Origin of the sequence: Pseudomonas citronellolis, from assembly GCF_029335315.1 — a bacterium.
In the GTDB taxonomy this organism is placed as follows: Bacteria; Pseudomonadota; Gammaproteobacteria; order Pseudomonadales; family Pseudomonadaceae; genus Pseudomonas; species Pseudomonas citronellolis_A.
The window spans coordinates 1-23,762 of the sequence record NZ_JARJLT010000219.1 but is presented as its reverse complement, the minus strand read 5'-3'; the positions used below and the strand labels follow the sequence as shown (position 1 = coordinate 23,762).

The following is a 23,762-nucleotide window of genomic DNA, read 5'->3' as shown; positions in this document are numbered from 1 at the left end:
GCCGGGGGCGATTTCGCCCTTGTAGCGGGTCAGGATGAAGTTGCGCACTTCCGGCGAGTTGAGCGCCTTGGCGAGCTTCTGGATGCCCGGGTCCTGGATGTTGTCCGGACGCGCCACCAGGAACTCGATGTAGAGGTCCTTGCCCTTCTCGACGATCAGCGCGCTCTTGATGTCGATGCCGGCTTCCAGCGCGTAGTTGGCGAAGACGAAGGCCAGGTCGACCTGCTTCACCGAGCGCGCCAGCATGGCGCCTTCCAGCTCGCGGATTTTCAGGTGCTTGGGGTTCTCGGTGATGTCGCGCTCGGTGGACTGCGGGTTGCTCGGGTCCTTGAGCTTGATCAGCCCGGACTCGGCCAGCAGCACCAGGGCGCGGCCGGTGTTCACCGGGTCGTTGGGGATCGCCACGCTGGCGCCGTCGGGCAGCTCGGCGAGGCTCTTGTACTTGGTCGAGTAGGCGCCGAACGGCTCGATGTGCACGCCGACCACCGGCACCAGGTTGGTGTGGCGGGTCTTGTTGAAGTCATCGAGGAACGGGCGGTACTGGTAGTAGTTGGCGTCGAGGTTCTTCTTCGCCAGTTGCAGGTTGGGCTGGATGAAGTCGTTGAACACCTTCACTTCCAGGTCCACGCCTTGCTTGGCCAGGGCCGGTTTGACGAATTCGAGGATTTCCGCGTGCGGAACCGGGGTGGCGCCGACCACGAGATGCTCGTTGGCGTGGGCGTTGAGGGCGATGACGGCAGCCAGGGCGGCCAGGACTTTCTTCATTGCGATTGCTCCGATCAGTGGTGTTGGGGTTGGCCGTCGTGGGTGTGGACGTGGGGCCAGCGGCGACGTTTTCCCGGCCGCCGCGAGCGGGTCTTGGATTCAGCGCCGGGTGTAGTGGCGCACCAGGCGGTCGCCGCTCATCTGCAGGGCCTGCACCAGCAGGATCAGCAGCAGCACGGTGACCACCATGACGTCGGTCTGGAAACGCTGGTAGCCGAAGCGGATGGCCAGGTCGCCGAGACCGCCGCCGCCGACCACGCCGGCCATGGCCGTGTAGTCGACGAGGACGATGGCGGTCACCGTGACCGCCGCGATCAGGCCGGTACGGGCTTCCGGCAGCAGGGTGTGGAAGACGATCTGGCGGGTGCTCGCGCCCATGGCCTGCACCGCTTCCACCAGCCCGCGGTCGACCTCGCGCAGCGAGCTTTCCACCAGCCGCGCGAAGAACGGCGTGCAGCCCACCACCAGCGGCGGGATGGCCCCGCGCACGCCCAGCGAGGTGCCGGTGATCAGCTCGGTGGCCGGGATCAGCACGATCAGCAGGATGATGAAGGGCATCGAGCGCAGCACGTTGGCCACCACCGACAGCGTGCGGTACAGGCGCGGCGACGCGAGCAGCTGGCGCTGGCCGGTGAGGTACAGCAGCACGCCCAGCGGCAGCCCGAGCAGCACGGTGGCGCCGAGGGCGGCGCCGAGCATGCTCAGGGTGTCCACGCAGGCCTCGGCGATCTCGCTCCAGTCGACGTTGGCCAGCCATTCGTTCATCGCCGGGCCTCCTCGCGCAGGGTCGCCACCGGGTGCGGCGCGGCCAGCCGGTCGCCGGCGCCGAAGAGTTTCCGGCGCAGGGTGCCCTCGGCGTAGTCGCGCTTGAACAGGCCACGCGCCTGCAGTTCCGGCACCAGCAGGTCGACCACCGCCTCGAAGGTTTCCGGCATCACCACGCCGGCCAGGTTGAAGCCGTCGACACCGGTTTCTTCCACCCACTCCTGCAGCTGGTCGGCCACGGTCTGGGGCGAGCCCACCAGCACCGGGCCGTCGCCGCCGATGGCGCAGTAGTCGGCGATCTCGGCGGTGGTCCAGGTGCGCGTCGGGTCGGCGCGGGTGAAGGCTTCCACCGCCGACTGGATGGCGTCGCTGGAGACCTCGCGCAGCACCTGGTCGGGGGCGTATTCGGCGAAGTCGATGCCGGTCCAGCCGGACATCAGGGTCAGCGCGCCGGTGGCGCTGGCGTATTCGCGGTACTCGGCCAGGCGCGCCAGGGCCTCGGCGTCGGTCGGCGCGACTATCACCGTGAGCTGTTCGAACACCACCACCGCCGCCGGGTCGCGGCCGGCGTCACGCACGGCCTGGCGCAACTCGGCGACCTGTTTCTTGAGCACCGCCTTGCTCGGCGCGGCGACGAACACGCACTCGGCGTTGGCCGCGGCGAAGGCCCGGCCACGGCTGGAGGCGCCGGCCTGGTAAAGCACCGGGGTGCGCTGCGGCGACGGCTCGCAGAGGTGGAAGCCGGGCACCTGGAAGTATTCACCCTGGTGCTGGATGCCATGCACCCTGGACGGTTCGGCGTAGACGCCGCGCTCGCGGTCGGCGACCACGGCGTCGTCGTCCCAGCTGGTCTCCCACAGCTTGTAGCAGACCTGCAGGTACTCCTCGGCCAGGGCGTAGCGCTGGTCGTGGGACAGCTGGCGCTGCTGGCCGAGGTTGCGCGCGCCGCTGGACAGGTACGAGGTGACGATGTTCCAGCCGGCGCGGCCGCCGGTCAGATGGTCGAGGGTGGACATGCGCCGGGCGAACGGGAACGGGTGCTCGAAGGACACCGAGGCGGTCACCCCGAAGCCCAGGTGGCGGGTGGCCGCGGCCATCGCCGGCACCAGTTGCAGCGGGTCGTTCACCGGCACCTGGGCGCCGGTGCTCAGCGCGGCGTCGGCGTTGCCGCCGTAGACGTCATACACGCCCAGCACGTCGGCGATGAACAGCCCGTCGAGCTTGCCGCGCTCCAGGGTCTTGGCCAGCTCGATCCAGTAGTGGATGTCGGTGTAGCGCCGCGCCTGGTCGCGCGGGTGGCGCCAGAGGCCGGGCGACAGGTGCCCGACGGTGTTCATGGCGAAGGCGTTGAGACGAATCTGCTTGCTCATCGCGCGCCCTCAGTTCCAGTCGTGGCGCGGTGGGCGCTTGTCGTTGAGCAGCCAGTTGCCGACCAGGTGGTACTTCCAGCGCACCGGGTCGTGCAGGGTGTGCACGCGGGCGTTGCGCCAGTGGCGGTCGAGGTTGTGCTTGCGCAGGGTGGAGCGGGTGCCGCCGAGTTCGAACAGCTTGTTCGACGCCTCGATGGCGATTTCGGTGGTCAGCACCTTGGCGCGGGCCACGGCCAGGGAGGCGGCGGCCACCTTGTCCTCGTCCGGCGCCGCCTTGCCGGCGTCGAGCACATGGCCGGCGCGTTCCAGCAGAGCCTCGGCGGCCTCCAGGCGGATGTCCAGGGCGCCGACCTGGATGATCGTCAGCGGGTCTTCGCTGGCCTTTTCCACCCCGGCGTCGATCCACGGGCGGGCCTGTTCGCGGACGAAGGCGATGGTGTCGCGCAGCGCGGCGCGGGCGATGCCGGCGTCGATGGCGGCGGTGGTGATCTGCGCGAAGGGCCCGGCCAGGGTCGGGCTCTCGTAGGAGCGGTAGCTGGGGAACAGGTGGAAGGCCGGCACGCGCAGGCCTTCGAGCAGCACGCTGCCGCTGGAGGTGGTGCGCTGGCCGATGCTGTCCCAGTCGTCGATCACCGCCAGGCCGGCGCTTTCGCGCGGGACGAAGGCCAGCTGCGCGCGGTCCTGCTCGTCCAGCGCCAGCACGCCCAGCCAGTGCGCGTAGAGCGAGCCGGTGCAGTAGCCCTTGCGGCCGTCGATGCGGTAGCCGTCGCCGTCGGCGACCAGGCGGGTGCGGATGTCCTGGACGTTCTTGCCGCCGGTTTCCGACAGCGCGTTGGCGAAGCGGTGGCCTTCCAGCACCAGGCCGAAGAAGTAGCGCTTCTGTTCCTCGGTGCCTTGCAGGCGGACGTCTTCCAGCAGGCAGTAGTGGTTCTGCGGAATCTGCCCCAGCGACGGGTCGGCCGCCGAGACGATGGCAATGACCTGGGCCAGGGTGGCGTGGGACACCTCGGCGCCACCGTACGCGCGCGGCACCGTGATGCCCCACAGGCCGCTGTTGGAGTAGGCGTCGACGATCTCCACCGGCACCCGGCGGTCGAGGTCGCGCTCGGCGGCGCCGGCGAGCAGCAGCGCGGCGACCTCATGGGCGACGCGGAGGGCCTCGGCGTCGTCGCGGATCACGCGGGCGGCGGGGCGGTTGATCGGGTAGGCAGCTGAAACGGACATGGTCTTCCTCGTGATGAACGCTGGCCCCACGGGGGCCCTGTCCTGACTGAGCACAATCCATGCCTGAATTTTTTCACTTATAAATCAAATAATTACGATTACAGGAAGGTGAATGAGTGGCTGGCCGGACACTGTTTGTTGAAGCACTGTCCGCCAGCCAACAGTTGCTGCTCAGGCAACAGCCAGGGCGACGGAAAGACATCGCCGCGCCCTGCAAGCGCCAAAGTGCCGACTAGACTTGTCAGTCCCGGTCGCGCAGAACAACAAGGAGTCGACCATGCGTACCTTCCTCGCCCTGCTGCTGGCGGCCGGCCTGACCGGCTGCGCGGCCGACCTCAAGCGCGACGATTCGCTGTCGCCCATCAGCACCTACGCCGACACCAAGAACCGCTTGCTGGTGAATTTCCAGGGCGACAGCAGCGTGACCACGAGCCCGGCCTGGACGCGCCTGACCGGCGCCTGGCGGCGCGTGCTGCAGGAGGACGCGGCCTCGGCGGACTACCAGTTGGGCGAACAGGCGGGCAGCGTGCAGACCACCGCGCTGCCGGCGACGCTGCTGGTGGTGGAAGTCGACCGCCTGCACCAGAAGGCCGGCGGCGACGGCCTGGGCGACGGCAGCCTGCGCGTCAACGTGCGCTTCACCGACGGCCCCAGCGGCCGCCTGATGGGCTCGCGGCGCTACGAGACCGACGCCAGCGAGGCACAGTCACTGGACAGCCAGATCCAGGAAATCTCCAAGGAAATCATCACCGAGGTCCAGGCCGCCCAGCGTATCGCCAAGCGCGATCCGCTGCCCGCCGCGCCGGCGCCCAGCAGCGCGCCGGCCAGCGAACCGGTGCCCGCCGCTCCGGCGCCGGCGCCCGGCCAGTCGGTGGCCGGCACCGTGGCCGCGGCCAAGCCGGTGGTGGCGGTGGAAACCCGTGAGCACCAGTTGCAGCGCCTGCAACAGAGCAACCTGCCGTTCGACCAGTACCAGAACGAATACCGGCGCATCAACGCGCAGTGAGGGACGCCGCTCAGTCGTCGTGCAGGTGGGCGTCGGAGTCTTCGTCGTCCCAGCCGTCGTCGTCTTCCGGCTCGTCGCGCAGGCCGGCGGCGTCGTGCTCGACGTCATCCGGCGCGTCGTCGTCCCACTCGTGGTCGAGCAGGTGTTCGTGCTCCGGCTCGGGGAGGTCGATGTCGTCGTCGTGCATGGCGGTCTCGGCGGGCGGGGTGCGGCGGTAGCCTCAATGCTACGTCCTCGGCGCGACCAGGCAAAGACGCGTCGGTCGCGGGCGGGCAGCCTGCGCCGGCACAGGCTATAAGTCAAAGACAGCAGCATGAGGTTTTCCTATGGGGGCGATGGTCTTTCCGGCGTTGTGCGCCCGCCTCCGCTTGCCGATCCTGTGGCCATCCCGGGGCGCAGCCCCCCGCACATCAGTAGAAGGACAGAGAGCATGAAGACCGTCGCGCAGATCCTCCACGGCAAGGCGAGCCAGCAGGTGCACACCATCGGCCCGCATGAAATGGTGCTCGACGCCCTGCGGGTGATGGCGGCGAAGAACGTCGGCGCGCTGCCGGTGGTGGACGGCGGCCAGGTGATCGGGGTGGTCAGCGAGCGCGACTACGCGCGCAAGATGGTGCTCCAGGGCCGCTCCTCGGTGGGCACCCCGGTCAGCGCGATCATGAGCTCGCCGGTGGTCACCGTGGACCCGACGCAGAACGTCGACGCCTGCATGAACATCATGACCGAGCGCCACCTGCGCCACCTGCCGGTGGTGGAGCACGGCCAGCTGATCGGCCTGCTGTCGATCGGCGACCTGGTCAAGGAGGCCATCGCCGAGCAGGCCGCGCTGATCCAGCAACTGGAGCAGTACATCCGCGGCGAGTAGCGAAACGCCGCTTTCCCGCCCCGGCCGGCGCCGGGGCGGTTGATAACGATTCCCAGTTCCTCTAGATTCGGCGCTTCCCTTTCCGGCCCCGGAGCCCGCGATGTTCGAACTGGACGCCGTCACCTACCGCCTGCCCGACCGCACCCTGCTGCAACCGCTGAACCTGCGCATCGAGCACGGGCGGATGATCGGCCTGATCGGCCACAACGGCTCCGGCAAGTCGACCCTGCTCAAGCTGCTGGCGCGCCAACTGCAACCCAGCGCCGGCGCCATCCGCCTGGACGGCAAGGCGCTCGGGCAATGGAAGGAGCGCGACTTCGCCCGCCAGGTCGCCTACCTGCCGCAGCAGCTGCCGGCGGCGGACGGCCTGACCGTGCGCGAGCTGGTCGGCTTCGGCCGCTACCCCTGGCACGGCGCCCTCGGCCGCATCGGCGCCGAGGACCGCGAGCAGGTCGAGCGCGCCCTGGCCCTGACCCACACCGAAGCCTTCGCCGAGCGCATGGTCGACCAGCTCTCCGGCGGCGAACGCCAGCGCGTGTGGCTGGCCATGCTGCTGGCGCAGAACACCCGCTACCTGCTGCTCGACGAGCCCACCTCGGCGCTGGACGTGGCGCACCAGGTGGAAGTCCTGGCGCTGGTCCACGACCTCAGCCAGCGCCTGGACCTGGGCGTGGTGGTGGTGCTGCACGACATCAACATGGCCGCCCGCTACTGCGACCAACTGATCGCCCTGCACGGCGGCCGCCTGCTGGTGCAAGGCACGCCGGCCGAGCTGATGAGCAGCGACACCCTGGAAGCCATCTACGGCGTGCCCATGGCGGTGCTGCCGCACCCCAGCCGCGCCCAGGGCGCCATCGCCGTGGTCCACTGAGCCCGGCGCGCTGACAGGGGCGCGGGGGCGGCAGTAGAATTCGCCGCATACCCGCGCCGCAAAGCAGACCGCCCATGGAAAACCGCACCGCCCGCCTCACCGTGCTGATCGACCCGGTGAAGAAGAAGGCCTTCGAGGAACTCTGCGCCAGCCAGGACCTGACCTCCTCGCAGGTGGTCCGCCAGCTGATCCGCGAGTACCTGGAAAGCCACGGCGTGAGCTACGCCACCCAGGCCAGGGCCGGCGCCGCCGGCAAGGAGTGAGACGGCGGATAACCGCGAACGGTTATTCGCCCTACGCGGCTGCCCATGCCCGCGCTCGAACCCGTAGGGCGCATGACGCCCCAGGCGTCATCCGCCGCTGGTCTCGGGCGTGGCTTCCCCACAAGCCGCCAGCGCCTTGGCGAAGGTCGCGTGGTAGTTCTCCCGCCCCACCGCCTGGATGATTCCCGCGCGCACCAGCTTGTGCCGCACGCGCTGGCTGGCCTCGCAGAGCTTCACCGTCACTCCGCGCTTGCGCAGTTGCTGGATCACTTCCTCCAGGGTCTGCATGCCGGTGATGTCCATGAAGGGCACGCGGCGCAGGCGGATCACCAATAGCCGCGGGTCGCTGCGGGTCTGCGCCAGGGCGCGCTCGAAGGTCTCGGCGGCGCCGAAGAACAGCGGGCCCTCGATGGTGTAGACGAGCACGCCGGGCGGCAGGCTCGCCTGCAGCTCGCCGTGCAATTCCGCATCGCCCTGCTGCAGCACCGCCACCGAGGACGCCATGCGCCGCATGAACAGCAGCATGGCGAGGATCACCCCGATGTTCACCGCGATCACCAGGTCGCTGAACACCGTCAGGCCGAAGGTGATCAGCAGGATCGCCACGTCGGGCCTCGGCGCACGGCGCACCATGCGCACGAAGTGGCGCGCCTCGCTCATGTTCCAGGCCACCACGAAGAGGATCGCCGCCAGCGCGCACAGCGGGATGCTGGAGGCCAGCGGGGCGAGGAACAGCACGATCAGCACCAGGGTCGCCGCGTGAGCCACGCCGGCGATCGGGCTGCTGCCGCCGTTGCGGATGTTGGTGGCGGTGCGGGCGATGGCGCCGGTGGCGGCGAACCCGCCGAACAGCGGCGCCAGCAGGTTGGCGATGCCCTGGCCGACCAGCTCCTGGTTGGAATCGTGGCGGGTGCCGGCCATGCCGTCGGCGACCACCGCCGAGAGCAGCGACTCGATGGCGCCGAGCATGGCGATGGCGAAGGCCGGGCCGATCAGCTCCAGCACCCGCGGCAGGCTGATCTCCGGCAGGCTCGGGGTCGGCAGGCCACGCGGGATGCCGCCGAAGGCGCTGCCGATGGTGGCCACGCCGTCGAACTGCAGCAGCGCCTGCAGCAGGCTCACCACCACCATCGCCAGCAGCGGCCCGGGCACCCGCGCCAGGTACGGCAGGCGCGGCCCGTAGAGCACCAGGGCTAGGGCCAGGACGGCCAGCAGGGTGGTCGCCGGGTGCAGCTGCGGCAGCGCCTGCAACAGGTGCCAGAGCTTCTGGTGGAAGTGCTCGCCGCCCACCGCCGGCAGGCCGAAGAAATCCTTCCACTGGCCGACCCAGATGATCACCCCGATGCCGGCGGTGAAGCCGACGATGACCGGGTCGGGGATGTACTTGATGACGCTGCCCAGGCGGCTCACCCCCAGCAGCAGGAGGATCAGCCCGGCCATCAGGGTGGCCAGCTGCAGGCCGTCGACGCCGTAGCGCGCGGTGATCCCGGCGAGGATGACGATGAAGGCGCCAGTGGGCCCGGCGATCTGCACCCGGCTGCCGCCGAACAGCGACACCGCGAGGCCGGCGACGATGGCGGTGTACAGGCCCTGCTCGGGCTTGACCCCGGAGGCGATGGCGAAGGCCATGGCCAGCGGCAGCGCCACCACCCCGACGATCACCCCGGCCAGCAGGTTTCGCGGCCACTGGCGCAGGTTCAGCAATCCGGCCTTCCAGGCTTCACGCACGGCGATCATCGCTCGCTCCTCCGCAGAAGAATGCACATGACATTAACATGCCATGTTAATCGTCTGGTACTCGACCAAAGCCCCGTCCGCCGTCCCGGCTGACACCGGCGCTGGCGAAGGGCTACCCTTGCCGCATACGCTGCGCAAACGCCCATGGCGCTGCAATTCTGCATACAGCGACGCCAACGCCCGGCCGCGAGCCCCGTCACCAGGGGCCCGCGCGCCTGGCATGCAACCTGCCTGGGTACCCGGATGGCTCGCGCCAACGCGCCGGCCCCGACCTACCCCATGGAGAGAACCCAGATGGATTCGCTACGCCTGCTGTTGGACCGTGGCCTGCTGCTGGCCGACAGCATCGCCGCCGACGGCCGCTTCCTCGACGTCTCCGCCGAGCAGAGCGACCAGCTCGGCTACCCGCCGAGCGCGCTGCATGGCCAGGGTATCGAACAGGTCTACACCGCCGATTCGGTGCGCGCCCTGCAGCAGCTGTTCGCCAGCCCGCCAGCCGACGAACGGGTGCAGGACCTGGAACTGACCCTGATCCGCCACAACGGCGGCCTGCTGCCGGTGCTGGCCAGCGGCGTGCTGCAGTGGCGCGACGGCGCCCCCGCGCGCCTGCACCTGGTGAAGATGCCCCTGGGCGGTATCAGCCGGCGCCTGGGCGAGCTGCAGAACGCCAACGAAGTCATGAGCCAGATGCTCTACAGCGCCAAGGTGGCCTACTGGTGCATCGAGTTCGCCGAGCCGGTGGACCTGCGCCAGACCCCCGACGAGATCGTCCGCCAGGTGTTCGAGAACCGCTCCTACTGGCGCATGTGCAACCGCGCCATGGCGGCCATCTACGAGATGCCCGCCGACGTCGACTTCGGCCAGCAGCCGGTGCGCCTGTACTGGCCGCGCAGCCCGGCCAACGAAGAATTCGTGCGACGCCTGGTGGAAGCCGAGTTCCACGTCGACGGCGCCCTTTCGGTGGACCGCCGCCACGACGGCTCGCCGGCCTACGTGGAGAACGACGTGCGCGCCAGCATCCACAACGGCCGCCTGCTGCGCATGTGGGGCAGCCTGCGCGACGTCAGCCAGGAGCTGCGCATGCAGCACGACGCCGAGCAGCGCATCGAGGCCCTGCGCCGGGTGTTCGACGCGGTGCCCGACGCGGTGCTGGTGATCGACGAGCGCGCCGAGCCGCAATGGCGCAATGCCGCCTTCGAGCAGGTGTTCGGCATCACCCGCGCCGCCGGCGTGGCCGCCACCCTCGACCGCCTGCCGCTGCCCGAGCGCACCTGGCAGCGCCTGGAGCTGCCCGACCAGTACGGCAGCTTCCGCACCTTCGACAGCCACTGCTCGCGCATCCTGATCCGCGAGAACGAGGCCTGGCGCGTGGTCGTGCTGCGCCCCGACGGCCTCGCACGGCGCGCGGCGGAGCTGCATCCATGAGTGGCGAGGGCTTCTTCGCGCCGATGCGCATGGGCATGCGCTCGTCGGTCAACGTCACCGCCGAGATGCTCGCCGCGCTGCTGGAAACCCCGGCGCTGCACGCCCTGCTCGACGGCTTCGGCGAGGCCCTGGTGGTCTGCGACGGCGAGTCGCGGGTGCGCTTCCTCAACCTGGCGGCCGAACGCATCAACCGCGTCACCCGCCAGGACGTGCTGGGCCTGGCCGACAGCGACTTCTACCAGCGCTCGGCGCTGCAGTTCGACGACTTCCTGCAGAGCGTGCGGCGCGGCGGCAAGAGCGCGCTGACCCGCTCGCGGGACGGCCGGCTGTTCCTCACCAGCCTGCAGAGCGTGCCCACCGGCGCCTACGAGAAGCCCTACACGCTGCTGATCCAGCGCGAATACGAACCGCGCGAGGGCGCCGGCCGCGTCGCCGCGCCGGCCCTGGCGGACAACCCGCCGAGCCTGGGCGACCCGCAGGACAACGCACTGCACATGTCGCCGCTGCTCTCGGACATCGCCGACATGGGCGTGCGCGCCTTCCGCCGCCGCGCGCGCCTGCTGCTGCTCGGCGAACCGGGCGTGGGCAAGACCGCCATCGCCCGGCACATCCACCGCGCCGCCGGCTGGGGCGACCGGCCCTTCGTCGACGTGAACTGCGCGAGCGTGCCCGAGACCCTGTTCGAGTCGGAGATGTTCGGCTACGAGCGCGGCGCCTTCACCGGCGCGTTGCAGCAGGGCAAGCGCGGCTACATCGAGAGCGCCGCCGGCGGTACGCTGTTCCTCGACGAGATCGGCGAGATTCCGCTGCAGGTGCAGGCCAAGCTGCTCAAGTTCCTCGACGACGGCACCATCCAACCGGTGGGCTCGCCGTTGTCGAAGAAGGTCCAGGTGCAGGTCATCGCCGCCACCAACAAGGACCTCAAGGCGCTGGTCGGTGCCGGGCTGTTCCGCGCCGACCTCTACTACCGCCTGGCCGTGCTGCCGGTGGACATCCCGCCACTGCGCGCCCACCGCGACGACCTGCCGGTGCTCATGGACATCCTCCTGGCGCGCATCAACCGCGACCGCCAGCCGCCGTTGCGGCTGTCCACGGCGTGCCGCCAGCGCCTGCTGGGCTACGACTTCCCGGGCAACATCCGCGAGTTGGTGAACATTTTCGAGCGCCTGGCAGTGCTGGCCGACGACGTCGCCGAGGAAAAGCACCTACCGCCGGAACTGCTCGGCCTGGCGCCCAGCGCCAGCCTGGAAGAGGAGCGCGCGCCGGCCTTCGACGCCAGCGCCGACGAACCGCTCAAGGCCCAGGTGCAGCGCTTCGAACGCGAAGTGATCCTGCACGCCGTGCGCCTGTGCGGCAGCAAGCGCAAGGCCGCGCAGCATCTGGGGATCGACGTCGGCACGCTGATTCGCAAGCTGCAGCGCGACTGACCGCCGCCCCCGCACGTCCCGCTTCCCCGTAGGAGCGAGCTTGCTCGCGAATGGTGCTCCCCGGTTGCGTTGGCTTTGAGCCCACCGCCCTACCCTCTCCCTAACCCTCTCCCTGAAGGGAGAGGGTTAGGGAGAGGGAGCGGCGCCGAACCAACACACCGCCACCACAGGATAACCTTCGCGAAAATGCGCTGCGATTTTGCCTACCGCCGTTGTCATTTCTGCTTACACCTCTGTCTCATATAAAAATAAAATCGTTATATTTCAATAGCTTGAATTATTGGCACAGCCTGTGCTCAGCCTCCCTCGACCCGTGACCGTGCGCGGGTCCTCGAATCGCGCCAGGTATCTCCAAGCGAAGATGCCGGCAGTTCTGGAGGCACAACAACAATGCTCATCACAGGTATCAAGAGCAGGCCGGTCTATGACGACCTGCGCCCGCTCGCCGGTGGCAACCACCACATCATCGCCGGGCAAGGCAGCGGTGGCAGCGCCATGCTCCGCCTGCTCGCCGAGATGCCGCGCAGCGCGCCCATCCGCGTGCTCTATTCCACCGAGACCTTCTCCGGGCACAACCACCTGGAAGCCCTGCAGGGCGTCGAAGGCGTGGAGCTGCAGGTCTACCCGAGCAACCGCTCGCTGGTCGACGACCTGCACGCCCTGCTTGGCGAATCGCGCATGGGCACCCGCCTGTACCTGGCCGGCTCGGAAAGCTTCATCGGTACCGCCATGCAGGCCGCCACCGCGATCAACCTGAACAAGGACGAAGTGCTCCGCGAGCACTGCGGCTCCTTCGTGCGCCGCGTCTGGTGCGTGCATTGCGACGGCTACACCGAGAACGTCACCCAGCGCGTGTTCATCTGCCCGCATTGCGCCCGCACCCTGGTCGTCCGCGACCACTACTCCCGCCGCCTCGCCGCCTTCCAGGCGGTCAAGGCCGACGCCGAAGTCCCCGGCGAGCTGCCGGAAGCCGAGGAGCTCGACACATGAGCCAGTCCACCGGAACCCTCAACGTCCGCGTCGCCCGCATCGAGCAGGTCACCCCGGAAATCAAGCGCTTCACCCTGGTCCCGCGTGACGGCGGCCAGCTGACGCCGTTCTCCGGCGGCAGCAACGTGGTGGTGCTGATCCCCCACGACGGCGGCACCTACCGCAACGCCTACTCGCTGATGAGCTCGCCCTACGACGCCAGCGCCTACCAGATCGCGGTGCGCCGCGTGGAAGACGGCCGTGGCGGTTCCAAGCGCATGCACGACGCGGTCAACGAAGGCGACGAGCTGGAGATCCTCCGCCCGGTCAACCTGTTCCCGCTGAGCAAGCACGCGCGCCTGCACCTGTTCATCGCCGGCGGCGTGGGCATCACCCCGGTGTGCTCGCAGCTGGCCGAACTGCGCCTGCGCGGCACGCCCTTCGAAGTGCACCTGGCGGTGCGCGGCGACGCCCACGCCCACCTCGGCGAGGAACTGGTCCGCGAATACGGCGACGCCGTGCGCCTGTACCGCGACGACCGTGGCGAGCGCCTGGACATCGCCGCCGTGCTGGCCGACCGCCCGCTGGGCAGCGACGTCTACGTCTGCGGCCCCGAGGGCATGATCCAGGGCACCATCGACGCCGCCCGCGCCCACGGCTGGACCGACAGCCACATCCACTACGAGCGCTTCCTCGAACAGGGCAGCAGCGGCGAGCCGTTCAAGGTCACCCTGGCGCGCAGCGGCGCGACCATCGAGGTGTCGCCCGACCAGAGCCTGCTGGAGGCCGCCGAGGCCGCCGGCCACGAGATTCCCTACCTGTGCCGTGGCGGCGCCTGCGGCATGTGCGAGACCAACGTCCTGGAACTGGACGGCGAGATCCTCCACACCGACGACTGGCTGTCCGACGAGGACAAGGCCGCCAACACCAAGATCATGCCCTGCGTGTCGCGCGCCAAGTGCTCGCGGCTGGTCATCGACTGCTGAGCCGGAGAACGACCATGACCATCCAATTCCGCCCCGACGAAACCTACCGCGACGACTACACCTACGCGAACAGCCCCGAGTGCATCGCCCGCGCGCCCTTCCCGTTCCCGGACGACGAGTACATGTACTCGATGAACCTGGAGCCCCACGTTTCCGTGGGCGACGGCGCCTTCCGCGCGGTGTTCGACATCGACGAGCACTACATCAGCGAGTGCCGCGACCGTGCCATCACCCTGGAGAAAGACCCGGGCATGCACTACGTCTCGGCGCCGCACATGATGGAAGCGCAGTGGGACCTGCTCGAGCTGATCATGGAAGCCTACGCCAAGGACTACCCGGAGTACTTCAGCCTGGAGCGCGACGGCACCCGCTGGCACTGGACCAACAAGCTGCTGAACATCGACGACACCTTCACCTTCGGCGACCCGGCCACCCTGCCCTACGAGCCGATGGAATACATCACCCGCCAGGCCCAGGGCGACTGGGTGCTGCAGGAAGAACGCGACGGCACCCTGTACTGGGGCGCCGGCATCGCCACCCAGCGCGCCGACTACTCGCTGCGCTTCAACCTGGGCATGGCCTGGCACGAGTTCCACGGCCCGGTGCCGCTGGTGAAGGAAACCGGCATGCTCGACCGCGCGCTGAAGTTCCTCCTGCGCCTGCGCAACGGCCACCCGGTGCGCCGCCTGAACTGGTCGCTGACCGTCAACCCGCGCCTGGACGTGTCCGCCGAAAGCCTGCCCGAGTGGGCCCCGGACCGCACCCAGGTGACCGCCGAGAACGCCGGCAAGCTGGTCTACCTGCGCATCGAGCTGCAACCGCTGCACCGCCTGCCGCGCAGCAACGCCATCGTGTTCCCGATCCGCACCTACCTGCTGAACCTGGAAGACATCGCCACCAACCCGGCCTGGGCCAAGCGCATGCACCGCGTGCTCAAGACCCTCAACCAGGACCTGGTGGACTACAAGGGCTTCACCCGCTACCGCGACGCGGCGGTGGAGTGGCTCTCGAAGTACGACGACGGCAAATAAGCCGCGCGACTTCAACAAGAACAAATAGCCCGAAGCGGGCACCGGCGGATGCGTGAGGTCCGCCGGTTACAACATGCACTGCCCATTACCCCCTGAGAGGAAACAACGATGAGTGGGTCCCCTGCCAAGCGTGCCGCTGGCGTAACCGATTCCGATGCCGAGCAGCTCGCCGCGCTCGGCTACAGCTCGAACTTCGAGCGCAGCATGAGCCTGTGGGAGAACTTCTCCCTCGGCTTCACCTACCTGTCGCCGGTCGTCGGCGTCTATACCCTGTTCGGCCTGTGCCTGGCCGCCGGCGGCCCGCCGATGTTCTGGTCGTACCTGCTGATCGGCCTTGGCCAACTGCTGGTGTGCCTGATCTTCGGCGAGATCGTCTCGCAATTCCCGATTTCCGGCGGCGTCTACCCCTGGGCGCGCCGCCTGGTCGGCAAGCGCTGGGCGTGGATGGTCGGCTGGGTCTACGCCTGGGCGCTGTGCACCACCATCGCCGGCGTCTCGGTCGGCGCGGGCCCCTACCTCGCCGCGCTGCTGGGCTTCGCGCCGAGCGCCGAGGTGAGCATCTACATCGCCCTGGTGCTGATCCTGGTCTCCACCGCCCTCAACCTGGTGGGCACCAAGCTGCTCGCGCGCGTGGCCATGTTCGGCTTCCTCTGCGAGCTGGTCGGCGCCATCCTGGTCGGCGGCTACCTGCTGATCTTCGAGCGCCACCAGCCGTTCAGCGTGCTGTTCGACACCTTCGGCCTCGGCGCGGCGAACGGTTCCTACCTGCCGGCGTTCCTCGCCGCCTCCCTGGCCGGCCTGTTCCAGTACTACGGCTTCGAGGCCTGCGGCGACGTCGCCGAGGAAACCCCGAACCCCGGCAAGCGCATCCCCAAGGCCATGCGCATGACCATCTACATCGGCGGCGCCGCCGCGATGTTCGCCTGCCTGGCGCTGATCCTCTCGGTACCGGACATGCACAAGGTCCTCGCCGGCGAAGACACCGACCCGGTCTCGACCATCCTCGCCAACGCCTTCGGCCCGGTCGGCTCGCGCCTGGTGATGGCGGTGGTGCTGGTGTCGTTCGTGTCCTGCGTGCTCAGCCTGCAGGCCGCCGCCAGCCGCCTGCTGTTCGCCTACGCCCGTGACGAGATGATCGTCGGCAGCCGCGTGCTGCAACGCCTGTCGTCCAACCATGTGCCGTCCAGCGCGCTGATCGTCAGCGGCGTGGTGCCGGCGGCGATCGTCTGCCTGGGCCTGTTCATGGCCGACGCCACCGCCACCATCGTCGGCTTCGCCGCCATCGGCATCTACGTCGCCTTCCAGCTGATCGTCATCGCCGCGCTCTTCGCCCGCTTCCGCGGCTGGGTGCCCGGCGGCCAGTTCAGCCTCGGCAAGTGGGGCCTGCTGGTGAACGTCGGCGCGCTGCTCTACGGCCTCGGCGCCATCGCCAACATGGTCTGGCCGCGCAGCCCCGACGCGCCCTGGTACATCAACTACTCGATGATCCTCACCACCGCCGTGGTGCTCGGCGCGGGCGTGCTCTACATGCTCCTGGCCAAGCCCTACGACAAGGGCACCGCGCCGGCGGGCGACGCCCACCGGATCTCGGGCCGCCAACGATCCGTGCGCGCTACGGGCGCGCTTACCGAACCGGCTTGATCGCAACCCTGACGCAATTCGGGCCATACGCCTGAGGGGCCGCGTCAGGCGCCACCCGCCGAGCCTCGCTCGCGGGCGGCGCCACCTGGTTTGCGAACGGGCCTGCCAGTCCCCGCTTGGCAGGCCCGTCTTTTATTCCCGTCGTGGCGGCGGATAAAGCGTTCCGCTTTATTCGCCCTACGAGCGCCATCGCCCCGTAGGGCGCATAACGCCTACGGCGTTATCCGCCGCAGCCCCGGCTCAGCGCGCAATCCACAGCAGGCACAGCGACAAGGTCAGCAGCGACCCCAGCGTCGACAGCAGGATGCTGCGCGACACCACGGGCGCCTCGCGCTTGTAGTACTCGGCGAGCATGTACGGCCCGGTGCCGGTCGGCAGCGCGCTGAGCAGCAGCGCCGAATCGGCCCACAGCGGCGGCAGCGCGAACACCTTGTAGGCGAGCACCCCGGTCAGCAGCGGCTGGCCCACCAGTTTGATCAGCACCAGCGGCCAGGCGCCGACCTGCGGCCCTTCCTGCTTCTGCGCCAGGAACAGGCCCAGCGAGATCAGCGCGCAGGGCGTGGTGGCGGCCGCCAGCAGGTCGAGGAAATGCACCACCGGCGCGGCCAGGCCGATGCCGCTCGCGGCCCACAGGCCACCGAGGATCGGCGACACCACCAGCGGGTTCTTCAGCAGCGCGCGGCTCACTACCAGCACCGCGCGGCCGACGTGCTTCTCGCTCTGCAGGCCGACCTCGATGCACACCACCGACACCGCGAAGAGCACGCAGACCACCAGCAGCGAAGCGATCAACGCCGGCTCCAGGCCGTCCTGGCCGAACACCAGCAGGCACAGCGGAATGCCCATGTAGCCGGTGTTGGCGTAGGACGCGCTGAGCCCGTCGATGCTCGCCGCCGGCAGCGCGCGGCCCTGGCACAGGCGCCAGGCCAGGGTGGCGCCGAACACCAGCAGGCAGCCGGCGGTGAAGGCGGCGAGGAAACCCGGCTGCCAGATCTGCGCCCAGGTCGAAGTGGCGGTGACCTTGAACAGCAGCGCCGGCAGGCACAGCCACACCACCAGCTTGTTGATCTCCGAGGCCGCGCCTTCGCCCAGGCGGTTGCTCCGGCGCGCCAGCCAGCCGGCCAGGATCAGCGCGAAGATGGGCAGGACGACGGCGATCACGGTATGCATGGCAGGCTCGGCAAGGCGTTGTCAGGGTGGGCCGGCGAGCATAGGATCGGGCCATCGATACCGTCCAATGCCGTTTGCAAGCCAGATCGATACCGGAAACGCATCAATGATCGAACTGCGCCAACTGCGCTACTTTCTGGCCCTCGCCGAGCACCTGCATTTCGGCCGCGCCGCCGAGGCCCTGCACCTGACCCAGCCGCCGCTGAGCCGGCAGATCGCCGCGCTGGAAGCCGAGCTGGGCACACCGCTGTTCGCCCGCCACTCCCGCGCGGTGGAGCTGACCGCCGCCGGCCGCGAGTTCCAGCAGCACTGCAAGGGCCTGCTGGCCGGCCTCGACCTCGCGGTGCGCTCGGCCCGGGCCAGCGCCCGAGGCGAGCGCGGCGAACTGCGCCTGAGCTTCACCATGGTCGCCGCCTGGACCTTGCTGCCGACCCTGCTCAAGCGCTACAGCGACGCTTATCCACAGGTGAAGGTGGTGCTCAACGAAGTGCTGCCGCGCGACCTCGGTCCGGCCCTGGAAGCCGGCGAGGCCGACGTCGCCCTGACCTTCCCCGCGCAAGGCGGCCGCCTGCGCTACCGCACGCTGCTGCGCGAACCGCTCTGCGCGGTGCTGCCGGCCACCCATGCGCAGGCGGCGAACCAACGCGTGGCGGTGGCCGCGCTGGCCGGGGAATCCTTCATCAGCTTCCCCCACAGCACCGCGCCGGCGCTGCACGAGGCGGTGATGCAGTGCTGCCGGGACAGCGGCTTCGAACCGCGCATCCAGCTGGAGCCGCACCTGCAGCAGACCATCGTCAATCTGGTGGCCGAGGGCCTGGGCGTGGCCCTGGTGCCAGACTCGATGCGCAAGATGCAACTGCCCGGCGCCGCCTTCCGCAGCCTGGAAGGCTCGCCGCTGGTGGACTACGGCGTGGCCTGGAGCCCGCACAACGACAACCCGTGCCTGGCGGCCTTCCTGCGCTGCGCGGGGGTGCCGGTGGCCGAAGGCGGATAACCGCGAACGGTTCCAGGAAAGCACGGAGGTAGGAGCGGACTCCGTCCGCGATGGCCGATCCACCGCGCCAATCGCGGATAAATCCGCTCCTACGAAAAGCGTAGGGCGCATAACGCCTCTGGCGTTATCCGCCGCCCGCTCATTTCACCAGGCGCGCATCCAGGCTGTTCTGCGCCAGGCGCTGCGCCTGTTCCCGGGTCATCCCCAGGTGCTCGTGCAGGGCGTGGAAGTTCTCGGTGACGTAGCCGCCGAAGTACGCCGGGTCGTCCGAGTTCACCGTCACCTTCACGCCGCGCTCGAGCATCTCGAGGATGTTGTGCTCGCGCATGTGGTCGAACACGCAGAGCTTGGTGTTGGACAGCGGGCAGACGGTCAGCGGGATCTGCTCGTCGATGATGCGCTGCATCAGCCGCTCGTCCTCGATGGCGCGCACGCCGTGGTCGATGCGCTCGATCTTGAGCAGGTCGAGGGCTTCCCAGATGTACTCCGGCGGGCCTTCCTCGCCGGCGTGGGCGACGGTCAGGAAGCCTTCGGCGCGGGCGCGGTCGAACACCCGCTGGAACTTGCGCGGCGGGTGGCCGACTTCGGAGCTGTCGAGGCCGACGGCGACGAAGGCGTCGCGGAACGGCAGGGCCTGCTCCAGGGTCTTGAAGGCTTCTTCCTCGGACAGGTGACGGAGGAAGCTGAGGATCAGGCCGTGGCTGATGCCCAGTTGCTTCTCGGCGTCCTTGAGCGCGCCCTGGATGCCGCGCAGCACCACTTCGAAGGGAATGCCGCGGTCGGTGTGGGTCTGCGGGTCGAAGAAGGGTTCGACGTGGATGACGTTCTGCGCCTTGCAGCGCTGCAGGTAGGCCCAGGTCAGGTCGTAGAAGTCCTGCTCGCTGCGCAGCACGTCGGCGCCGGCGTAGTAGAGGTCGAGGAATTCCTGCAGGTTGTTGAAGGCGTAGGCCTTGCGCAGGGTCTCGACGTCGCCCCAGGGCAGCTTCACCTGGTTGCGTTCGGCCAGGGCGAACAGCAGTTCGGGCTCCAGGGTCCCTTCCAGGTGCAGGTGCAGTTCGGCCTTGGGCAGGGCATTGAGCCATTCGTACATGGGTGGTTTCTCGTCATCGGGCTGAATCGATGCAAGTTTAACCCGGCGCGGCGGCGGGCGTGGGCCGCCCCGGACGATCCGGGGCGGCCGCCTGCCGTCAGAAGGCGAAGTGCGCCTCGTCCAGCGCCATCAGGCAGCCGGCGCCGCCCAGCAGGGCCTCGCGGTGCATGCTGGCGCGCGGCAGGATGCGCCGCAGGTAGAAGTCGGCGCTGGCCAGCTTGGCGCGGTAGAAGTCGCCTTCGCCGGTGCCCGCGTCCAGCGCCGCCTGGGCCGCGCCGGCCGCGCGCAGCCAGAGGCCGGCGAGCAGCGCGTAGGCGCAGTACTGCAGGTAGTCCACCGACATCGCGCCGATCTCCTGCACGTCGCGGCGGGTCGCGGCCAGCACGTCGGCGGTCAGCCCGCGCCATTCCTGGATGCGTTCGCGAACCACTGCAGCCATCGGCTCCAGCTCGGCGTGGGCGGCCAGCGCCGTGCAGGTTTCCGCCAGGTCGGCCTGCAGCGCGGCCATCTCGGCGCCACCGTCGCCCAGCAGCTTGCGGCGGATCAGGTCGAGCGCCTGGATGCCGTTGGTGCCTTCGTAGATCTGCGTGATGCGGCTGTCGCGCATCAACTGCTCCATGCCCCATTCGCGGATGAAGCCGTGGCCGCCGTAGACCTGCACACCGAGGCTGGCGACTTCCTGGCCCATGTCGGTGAGGAAGGACTTCACCAGCGGGATCAGCAGCGCGGCGCGTTTCGCCGCCGCCTTGCGGCCCTCGGCCTCGGGGTGGCCGTGTTCCAGGTCCAGCTCGCGGGCGCAGAGCGCGGCGAGCATGCGGCTGCCCTCGGTGAGGGTCTTCTGGGTCAGCAGCATGCGCCGCACGTCGGGATGATTGATGATCGGGTCGGCGGCCTTCTGCGGCTGCGCGGGGCCGGTCAGGGCGCGCGATTGCAGACGCTCGCGGGCGTAGCCCAGGGCGCCCTGGAAGCTGCGCTCGGCGATGCCCAGGCCCTGCAGGCCGACCTGGAAGCGCGCGTCGTTCATCATGGTGAACATGCACGCCAGGCCCTGGTTGGCCTCGCCGAGCAGCCAGCCGCTGGCGCCGTCGAAGTTCATCACGCAGGTGGAGGCGCCCTTGATGCCCATCTTGTGCTCGATGGCGCCGCAGCTCAGCGCGTTGCGCGCGCCGGGCGTGCCGTCGGGGTTGGCGATGAACTTGGGCACCAGGAACAGGCTGATGCCCTTCACCCCGGCGGGGGCGTCCGGCAGGCGCGCCAGCACCAGGTGGACGATGTTCTCGGACAGGTCCTGCTCGCCGCCGCTGATGAAGATCTTGCTGCCGCTGACCGCGTAACTGCCGTCCGCGCGCGGCTCGGCGCGGGTGCGCAGCAACGCCAGGTCGGTGCCGGCCTGGGGCTCGGTGAGGCACATGGTGCCGGTCCACACGCCGCTGACCATCTTCGCCAGGTAGTCGCGCTGAAGCTCGGCGCTGCCGTGCTTGTACAGCGCCAGCACGGCGCCCTCGGTGAGCCCGGAATAGACGCGGAAGGACAGCGAGGCGGCCATCAGCATCTCGTGGAAGTTCGCCGCCACCAGCTGCGGGAAGCCCTGGCCGCCGAACTCGAGCGGGCCGGTCATGCTCGCCCAGCCGTTGTCGCAGTACTGCTTGTAGGCTTCGCGGAAGCCATCCGGGGTGGTCACCGCGCCGTCGCGCAGGGTCGCGCCCTGCTCGTCGCTGTTGCGGTTCAGTGGCGCGACCACTTCGCCGGTGTAGCGCGCGCCCTCCTCCAGCACGCCGTCGATCAGCTCGCGGTCCAGGCCGTTGCCGAGCAGCTCGCAGTGGCCGGCGACGTCGAACAGTTCGTGGAGGACGAAGCGCATGTCGCGCAGGGGTGCCTGGTAGCTCATGCCTGGTGCTCCTGCTGGATGTCGGCGAAACGCCCGCCGCGGGCGGCCAGGCGTTCGATCAGCGCCGCCGGCTGCCAGTGCGCGCCGTGCTGCCCGGCGAGGTCGCGCAGGCGCGCGAGGATGCCGGCCAGGCCCTGGGCGTCGGCCCAGGCCATGGGGCCGCCCTGGGCGGCGGGGAAGCCGTAGCCGTTGAGGTAGACGGTGTCGATGTCGGCGCTGCGGCTGGCGATGCCCTCGTCGAGGATCTTCGCGCCTTCGTTGACCAGCGCCAGCAGGCAGCGTTCGAGGATTTCCTCCGGGCCGATGTCGCGGCGGGCGTAACCCAGGCGTTCGGACTCGCGCAGCACCAGCGCGTCGACGTCCGGGTCGTGCTCGGCCTGGCGGCTGCCGGGCTCGTAGTGGTAGAAGCCGTTGCCGCTCTTCTGGCCGAAGCGGCCCATCTCGCAGAGGCGGTTGTCGACCTGCACGGTCGGCGCGTCCTGGCCCTTGCCGGCCAGCTCGCGGGCGCGCCATTCGAGGTCGATGCCGACCACGTCGAACATGCGGAACGGGCCCATGGCGAAGCCGAAGCCCTGCAGCGCGGCGTCCACCTGGAACGGCAGCGCGCCTTCGAGGATCAGCCGGCGCGACTCCTGCACGTACTTCTCCAGCATGCGGTTGCCGATGAAGCCGTGGCAGTTGCCGGCCACCACGCTGACCTTGCCCATGCGCTGGCCCAGTTCCAGGGCCGCGTCGAGCACGGCGGGCGCGGTCTTGGCGCCGCGCACGATCTCCAGCAGCTTCATGATGTGCGCCGGGCTGAAGAAGTGCAGGCCGAGCACCTGCGACGGACGCCGGGTCACGGCGGCGATGGCGTCGACGTCGAGGTAGGAGGTGTTGCTGGCGAGGATCGCCGAGGGCTTCAGCGCCGCGTCCAGCTCGCGGAAGATCGACTGCTTGAGCTCGAGGTTCTCGTACACCGCCTCGATCACCAGGTCCACCTCGCGGATCGCCGCGTAGTTGTCCGCCGGCGAGATGCGTGCGCGCCGCGCGGCCGCCTCAGCCTCGTCGATGCGCCCCTGGCGTACGTTGTGGGCGTAGGTATCGGCCACCGCGCCCTGGGCCTGCAGGAGCATCTGCGGGTTGTTGTCCAGCCAGCGCACCTGCACCCCGGCGTTGGCCAGGCACATGACGATGCCGCGGCCCATGGTGCCGGCGCCGATTACGGCGGCAGTGCGAATCGGGGGGATCTGGCTCATGGTCTTCCTCTTGTTGTGCAAACGGGCGTTTGAGCAAAAAAGCGACAGTCACCATAGGCAAGTTCGGATTATTTTTGAAATTTAGTCTTGTGATGCGCAGTATTTAGCTAATGAATATAAATACCTTCGATCTGAACCTGCTGCGGGTCTTCGACGCCCTTCTGCGCGAGCGCAGCGTTTCCCGCGCCGCCGAGCGCCTGGCGCTGAGCCAGCCGGCAGTGAGCAACGCCCTGGGCCGCCTGCGCGAGCTGCTCGACGACCCGCTGCTGGTGCGCATCGGCCGCAGCATGCAGCCCACGCCGCGGGCGCTGGAGCTGGAAGGGCCGATCCGCGATTCGCTGCAACGCATCCTGCAGAGCCTGAGCGGCGCCGAGCGCTTCGAGCCGGCGCGCAGCCGCCAGCGCTTCACCCTGGCGCTGACCGACTACGCCGAGCTGCTGTGCATGCCGCCGCTGCTGCAACGCCTGGGCGAGGAGGCGCCGGGCGTGGCGCTGGACGTGCGCCACCTGGCCCCGAGCCTGCCGGCCGAAGCCCTGGACAAGGGCAACCTGGACCTGGTGCTGGGCCGCTTCGAGGAACTGCCGGCGCGTTTCCAGCGCCGCCCCTGGGCCCAAGAGACCCTGCGCCTGCTGGCGCGCCGCGAGCATCCCCGGGTGCGGGGCGCGCTCGACCTCGAGGGCTTCCTCGGCGAACGCCACCTGTGGGTATCCGGCGGGCAGACCAAGGGCATGGTCGACCAGTGGCTGGCCAGCCAGGGCCTGAAGCGGCAGATCGCCTACGTCACCCCCAACTACCTGCAAGCCGCGCAGCTGGTGGCCAGCACCGAGCTGCTCACGGTGCTGCCGACGCGCCTGGCCGAGCACTTCGCGCAGTTGCTGCCGCTGCAGGTGCTGGAGCTGCCGTTCGACGTCGGCCAGTTCCACCTGGAGGTGGTCTACCTGGCCCAGCGCGAGCGCGACGTGGCACTCCAGTGGCTGCTGGAGCGGATCGCCGAGGCGGCGCCGGCGTAACGGGAGGACTCAATCGCGGACGGAGTC

22 protein-coding genes are annotated in these 23,762 nt (G+C 69.3%); 12 read left to right on the top strand and 10 right to left on the bottom strand.

Annotation, left to right across the window (positions count from 1 at the left end; genetic code table 11):
* The 4 genes from P3W75_RS17435 to P3W75_RS17420 form a co-directional block, all read right to left on the bottom strand.
* Positions 1 to 765 (bottom strand): MetQ/NlpA family ABC transporter substrate-binding protein (locus tag P3W75_RS17435; RefSeq protein ID WP_276228567.1); only part of this gene is annotated, 765 nt, incomplete at its 3' end.
* 99 nt (positions 766 to 864) lie between these two features.
* Positions 865 to 1,530: a methionine ABC transporter permease gene (locus P3W75_RS17430; RefSeq protein WP_276228566.1), complete on the bottom strand. Its 666-nt coding sequence runs from the start codon at positions 1,528 to 1,530 to the stop codon at positions 865 to 867.
* Entirely contained in the window at positions 1,527 to 2,900 is a 1,374-nt protein-coding gene (locus P3W75_RS17425; RefSeq protein ID WP_276228565.1) for an LLM class flavin-dependent oxidoreductase, read from the bottom strand. The genes P3W75_RS17430 and P3W75_RS17425 overlap by 4 nt, the downstream gene beginning before the upstream one ends.
* 9 nt (positions 2,901 to 2,909) lie before the next feature.
* The gene (locus tag P3W75_RS17420) at positions 2,910 to 4,124 is read right to left on the bottom strand and encodes an SfnB family sulfur acquisition oxidoreductase (RefSeq protein ID WP_276228564.1); all 1,215 of its coding nucleotides are present in this window, start codon (positions 4,122 to 4,124) and stop codon (positions 2,910 to 2,912) included.
* A 277-nt stretch (positions 4,125 to 4,401) separates the two neighbouring features.
* Here P3W75_RS17420 and P3W75_RS17415 point away from each other — a divergent pair, with 277 nt between their 5' ends.
* Positions 4,402 to 5,130, top strand: a complete 729-nt coding sequence (locus P3W75_RS17415; protein WP_276228563.1) for a hypothetical protein — start codon at positions 4,402 to 4,404, stop codon at positions 5,128 to 5,130.
* A gap of 10 nt (positions 5,131 to 5,140) precedes the next feature.
* Here the strand turns inward: P3W75_RS17415 and P3W75_RS17410 are convergent, their stop codons facing one another.
* Entirely contained in the window at positions 5,141 to 5,317 is a 177-nt protein-coding gene (locus P3W75_RS17410) for a hypothetical protein (protein WP_276228562.1), read from the bottom strand.
* A 243-nt stretch (positions 5,318 to 5,560) separates the two neighbouring features.
* Here P3W75_RS17410 and P3W75_RS17405 point away from each other — a divergent pair, with 243 nt between their 5' ends.
* The 3 genes from P3W75_RS17405 (at position 5,561) to P3W75_RS17395 (ending at position 7,129) form a co-directional block, all read left to right on the top strand.
* Positions 5,561 to 5,995, top strand: a complete 435-nt coding sequence (locus tag P3W75_RS17405) for a CBS domain-containing protein (protein ID WP_276228561.1) — start codon at positions 5,561 to 5,563, stop codon at positions 5,993 to 5,995.
* Between the two features lie 100 nt (positions 5,996 to 6,095).
* On the top strand, positions 6,096 to 6,866 hold the full coding sequence (locus P3W75_RS17400) for an ATP-binding cassette domain-containing protein (RefSeq protein ID WP_276228560.1): 771 nt from the start codon (positions 6,096 to 6,098) through the stop codon (positions 6,864 to 6,866).
* Between the two features lie 74 nt (positions 6,867 to 6,940).
* On the top strand, positions 6,941 to 7,129 hold the full coding sequence (locus P3W75_RS17395; protein WP_276228559.1) for a ribbon-helix-helix protein, CopG family: 189 nt from the start codon (positions 6,941 to 6,943) through the stop codon (positions 7,127 to 7,129).
* Positions 7,130 to 7,216: 87 nt separating this feature from the next.
* Here P3W75_RS17395 and P3W75_RS17390 read toward each other — a convergent pair whose 3' ends face one another.
* Positions 7,217 to 8,866, bottom strand: coding sequence for a SulP family inorganic anion transporter (locus P3W75_RS17390; protein WP_276228558.1), 1,650 nt, complete (start codon positions 8,864 to 8,866; stop codon positions 7,217 to 7,219).
* 294 nt (positions 8,867 to 9,160) lie between these two features.
* Here P3W75_RS17390 and P3W75_RS17385 point away from each other — a divergent pair, with 294 nt between their 5' ends.
* From P3W75_RS17385 to P3W75_RS17360, 6 genes are all read left to right on the top strand, one after another.
* Positions 9,161 to 10,291, top strand: a complete 1,131-nt coding sequence (locus P3W75_RS17385) for a PAS domain-containing protein (protein WP_276228557.1) — start codon at positions 9,161 to 9,163, stop codon at positions 10,289 to 10,291.
* Positions 10,288 to 11,718, top strand: coding sequence for a sigma-54 interaction domain-containing protein (locus tag P3W75_RS17380; protein WP_276228556.1), 1,431 nt, complete (start codon positions 10,288 to 10,290; stop codon positions 11,716 to 11,718). The genes P3W75_RS17385 and P3W75_RS17380 overlap by 4 nt, the downstream gene beginning before the upstream one ends.
* Before the next feature lie 390 nt (positions 11,719 to 12,108).
* Positions 12,109 to 12,708 (top strand): dimethylamine monooxygenase subunit DmmA family protein, encoded by a 600-nt coding sequence (locus P3W75_RS17375; RefSeq protein WP_276228555.1) that lies wholly within the window; start codon positions 12,109 to 12,111, stop codon positions 12,706 to 12,708.
* On the top strand, positions 12,705 to 13,673 hold the full coding sequence (locus tag P3W75_RS17370) for a PDR/VanB family oxidoreductase (protein ID WP_276228554.1): 969 nt from the start codon (positions 12,705 to 12,707) through the stop codon (positions 13,671 to 13,673). Before P3W75_RS17375 ends, P3W75_RS17370 begins: the two co-directional genes overlap by 4 nt.
* A 14-nt stretch (positions 13,674 to 13,687) precedes the next feature.
* Positions 13,688 to 14,704, top strand: a complete 1,017-nt coding sequence (locus tag P3W75_RS17365) for a heme-dependent oxidative N-demethylase family protein (RefSeq protein ID WP_276228553.1) — start codon at positions 13,688 to 13,690, stop codon at positions 14,702 to 14,704.
* Positions 14,705 to 14,812: 108 nt separating this feature from the next.
* On the top strand, positions 14,813 to 16,345 hold the full coding sequence (locus tag P3W75_RS17360; RefSeq protein WP_276228552.1) for an APC family permease: 1,533 nt from the start codon (positions 14,813 to 14,815) through the stop codon (positions 16,343 to 16,345).
* 240 nt (positions 16,346 to 16,585) lie between these two features.
* Here P3W75_RS17360 and P3W75_RS17355 read toward each other — a convergent pair whose 3' ends face one another.
* Complete coding sequence (locus tag P3W75_RS17355; protein WP_276228551.1) at positions 16,586 to 17,515, bottom strand: AEC family transporter; 930 nt, start codon at positions 17,513 to 17,515, stop codon at positions 16,586 to 16,588.
* A 106-nt stretch (positions 17,516 to 17,621) separates the two neighbouring features.
* Between P3W75_RS17355 and P3W75_RS17350 the strand changes: the two genes are divergently transcribed.
* Positions 17,622 to 18,509 carry a LysR substrate-binding domain-containing protein gene (locus P3W75_RS17350; RefSeq protein WP_276228550.1) on the top strand — a complete coding sequence of 296 codons (888 nt, stop codon included), beginning with the start codon at positions 17,622 to 17,624 and terminating at the stop codon, positions 18,507 to 18,509.
* A 139-nt stretch (positions 18,510 to 18,648) separates the two neighbouring features.
* Here the strand turns inward: P3W75_RS17350 and P3W75_RS17345 are convergent, their stop codons facing one another.
* The 3 genes from P3W75_RS17345 to P3W75_RS17335 all read right to left on the bottom strand — a co-directional run bounded on the left by P3W75_RS17345 (position 18,649) and on the right by P3W75_RS17335 (position 22,725).
* Complete coding sequence (locus P3W75_RS17345; RefSeq protein WP_276228549.1) at positions 18,649 to 19,599, bottom strand: adenosine deaminase; 951 nt, start codon at positions 19,597 to 19,599, stop codon at positions 18,649 to 18,651.
* A gap of 97 nt (positions 19,600 to 19,696) precedes the next feature.
* The gene (locus tag P3W75_RS17340; RefSeq protein ID WP_276228548.1) at positions 19,697 to 21,487 is read right to left on the bottom strand and encodes an acyl-CoA dehydrogenase C-terminal domain-containing protein; all 1,791 of its coding nucleotides are present in this window, start codon (positions 21,485 to 21,487) and stop codon (positions 19,697 to 19,699) included.
* Positions 21,484 to 22,725, bottom strand: coding sequence for a 3-hydroxyacyl-CoA dehydrogenase (locus tag P3W75_RS17335; RefSeq protein WP_276228547.1), 1,242 nt, complete (start codon positions 22,723 to 22,725; stop codon positions 21,484 to 21,486). The genes P3W75_RS17340 and P3W75_RS17335 overlap by 4 nt, the downstream gene beginning before the upstream one ends.
* Before the next feature lie 110 nt (positions 22,726 to 22,835).
* On the opposite strand from P3W75_RS17335, the gene P3W75_RS17330 reads away from it, so the two are divergent.
* The gene (locus P3W75_RS17330; protein ID WP_276228546.1) at positions 22,836 to 23,735 is read left to right on the top strand and encodes a LysR family transcriptional regulator; all 900 of its coding nucleotides are present in this window, start codon (positions 22,836 to 22,838) and stop codon (positions 23,733 to 23,735) included.
* The last annotated feature ends 27 nt before the right edge of the window (positions 23,736 to 23,762 follow it).

What these genes read in the sequence shown, in the direction of transcription:
- P3W75_RS17430 (WP_276228566.1), bottom strand. Translation starts at nt 1,530, where the DNA reads ATGAACGAATGGCTGGCCAACGTCGACTGGAGCGAGATCGCCGAGGCC.
- P3W75_RS17425 (WP_276228565.1), bottom strand. Translation starts at nt 2,900, where the DNA reads ATGAGCAAGCAGATTCGTCTCAACGCCTTCGCCATGAACACCGTCGGG.
- P3W75_RS17420 (WP_276228564.1), bottom strand. Translation starts at nt 4,124, where the DNA reads ATGTCCGTTTCAGCTGCCTACCCGATCAACCGCCCCGCCGCCCGCGTG.
- P3W75_RS17415 (WP_276228563.1), top strand. Translation starts at nt 4,402, where the DNA reads ATGCGTACCTTCCTCGCCCTGCTGCTGGCGGCCGGCCTGACCGGCTGC.
- P3W75_RS17410 (WP_276228562.1), bottom strand. Translation starts at nt 5,317, where the DNA reads ATGCACGACGACGACATCGACCTCCCCGAGCCGGAGCACGAACACCTG.
- P3W75_RS17405 (WP_276228561.1), top strand. Translation starts at nt 5,561, where the DNA reads ATGAAGACCGTCGCGCAGATCCTCCACGGCAAGGCGAGCCAGCAGGTG.
- P3W75_RS17400 (WP_276228560.1), top strand. Translation starts at nt 6,096, where the DNA reads ATGTTCGAACTGGACGCCGTCACCTACCGCCTGCCCGACCGCACCCTG.
- P3W75_RS17395 (WP_276228559.1), top strand. Translation starts at nt 6,941, where the DNA reads ATGGAAAACCGCACCGCCCGCCTCACCGTGCTGATCGACCCGGTGAAG.
- P3W75_RS17390 (WP_276228558.1), bottom strand. Translation starts at nt 8,866, where the DNA reads ATGATCGCCGTGCGTGAAGCCTGGAAGGCCGGATTGCTGAACCTGCGC.
- P3W75_RS17385 (WP_276228557.1), top strand. Translation starts at nt 9,161, where the DNA reads ATGGATTCGCTACGCCTGCTGTTGGACCGTGGCCTGCTGCTGGCCGAC.
- P3W75_RS17380 (WP_276228556.1), top strand. Translation starts at nt 10,288, where the DNA reads ATGAGTGGCGAGGGCTTCTTCGCGCCGATGCGCATGGGCATGCGCTCG.
- P3W75_RS17375 (WP_276228555.1), top strand. Translation starts at nt 12,109, where the DNA reads ATGCTCATCACAGGTATCAAGAGCAGGCCGGTCTATGACGACCTGCGC.
- P3W75_RS17370 (WP_276228554.1), top strand. Translation starts at nt 12,705, where the DNA reads ATGAGCCAGTCCACCGGAACCCTCAACGTCCGCGTCGCCCGCATCGAG.
- P3W75_RS17365 (WP_276228553.1), top strand. Translation starts at nt 13,688, where the DNA reads ATGACCATCCAATTCCGCCCCGACGAAACCTACCGCGACGACTACACC.
- P3W75_RS17360 (WP_276228552.1), top strand. Translation starts at nt 14,813, where the DNA reads ATGAGTGGGTCCCCTGCCAAGCGTGCCGCTGGCGTAACCGATTCCGAT.
- P3W75_RS17355 (WP_276228551.1), bottom strand. Translation starts at nt 17,515, where the DNA reads ATGCATACCGTGATCGCCGTCGTCCTGCCCATCTTCGCGCTGATCCTG.
- P3W75_RS17350 (WP_276228550.1), top strand. Translation starts at nt 17,622, where the DNA reads ATGATCGAACTGCGCCAACTGCGCTACTTTCTGGCCCTCGCCGAGCAC.
- P3W75_RS17345 (WP_276228549.1), bottom strand. Translation starts at nt 19,599, where the DNA reads ATGTACGAATGGCTCAATGCCCTGCCCAAGGCCGAACTGCACCTGCAC.
- P3W75_RS17340 (WP_276228548.1), bottom strand. Translation starts at nt 21,487, where the DNA reads ATGAGCTACCAGGCACCCCTGCGCGACATGCGCTTCGTCCTCCACGAA.
- P3W75_RS17335 (WP_276228547.1), bottom strand. Translation starts at nt 22,725, where the DNA reads ATGAGCCAGATCCCCCCGATTCGCACTGCCGCCGTAATCGGCGCCGGC.
- P3W75_RS17330 (WP_276228546.1), top strand. Translation starts at nt 22,836, where the DNA reads ATGAATATAAATACCTTCGATCTGAACCTGCTGCGGGTCTTCGACGCC.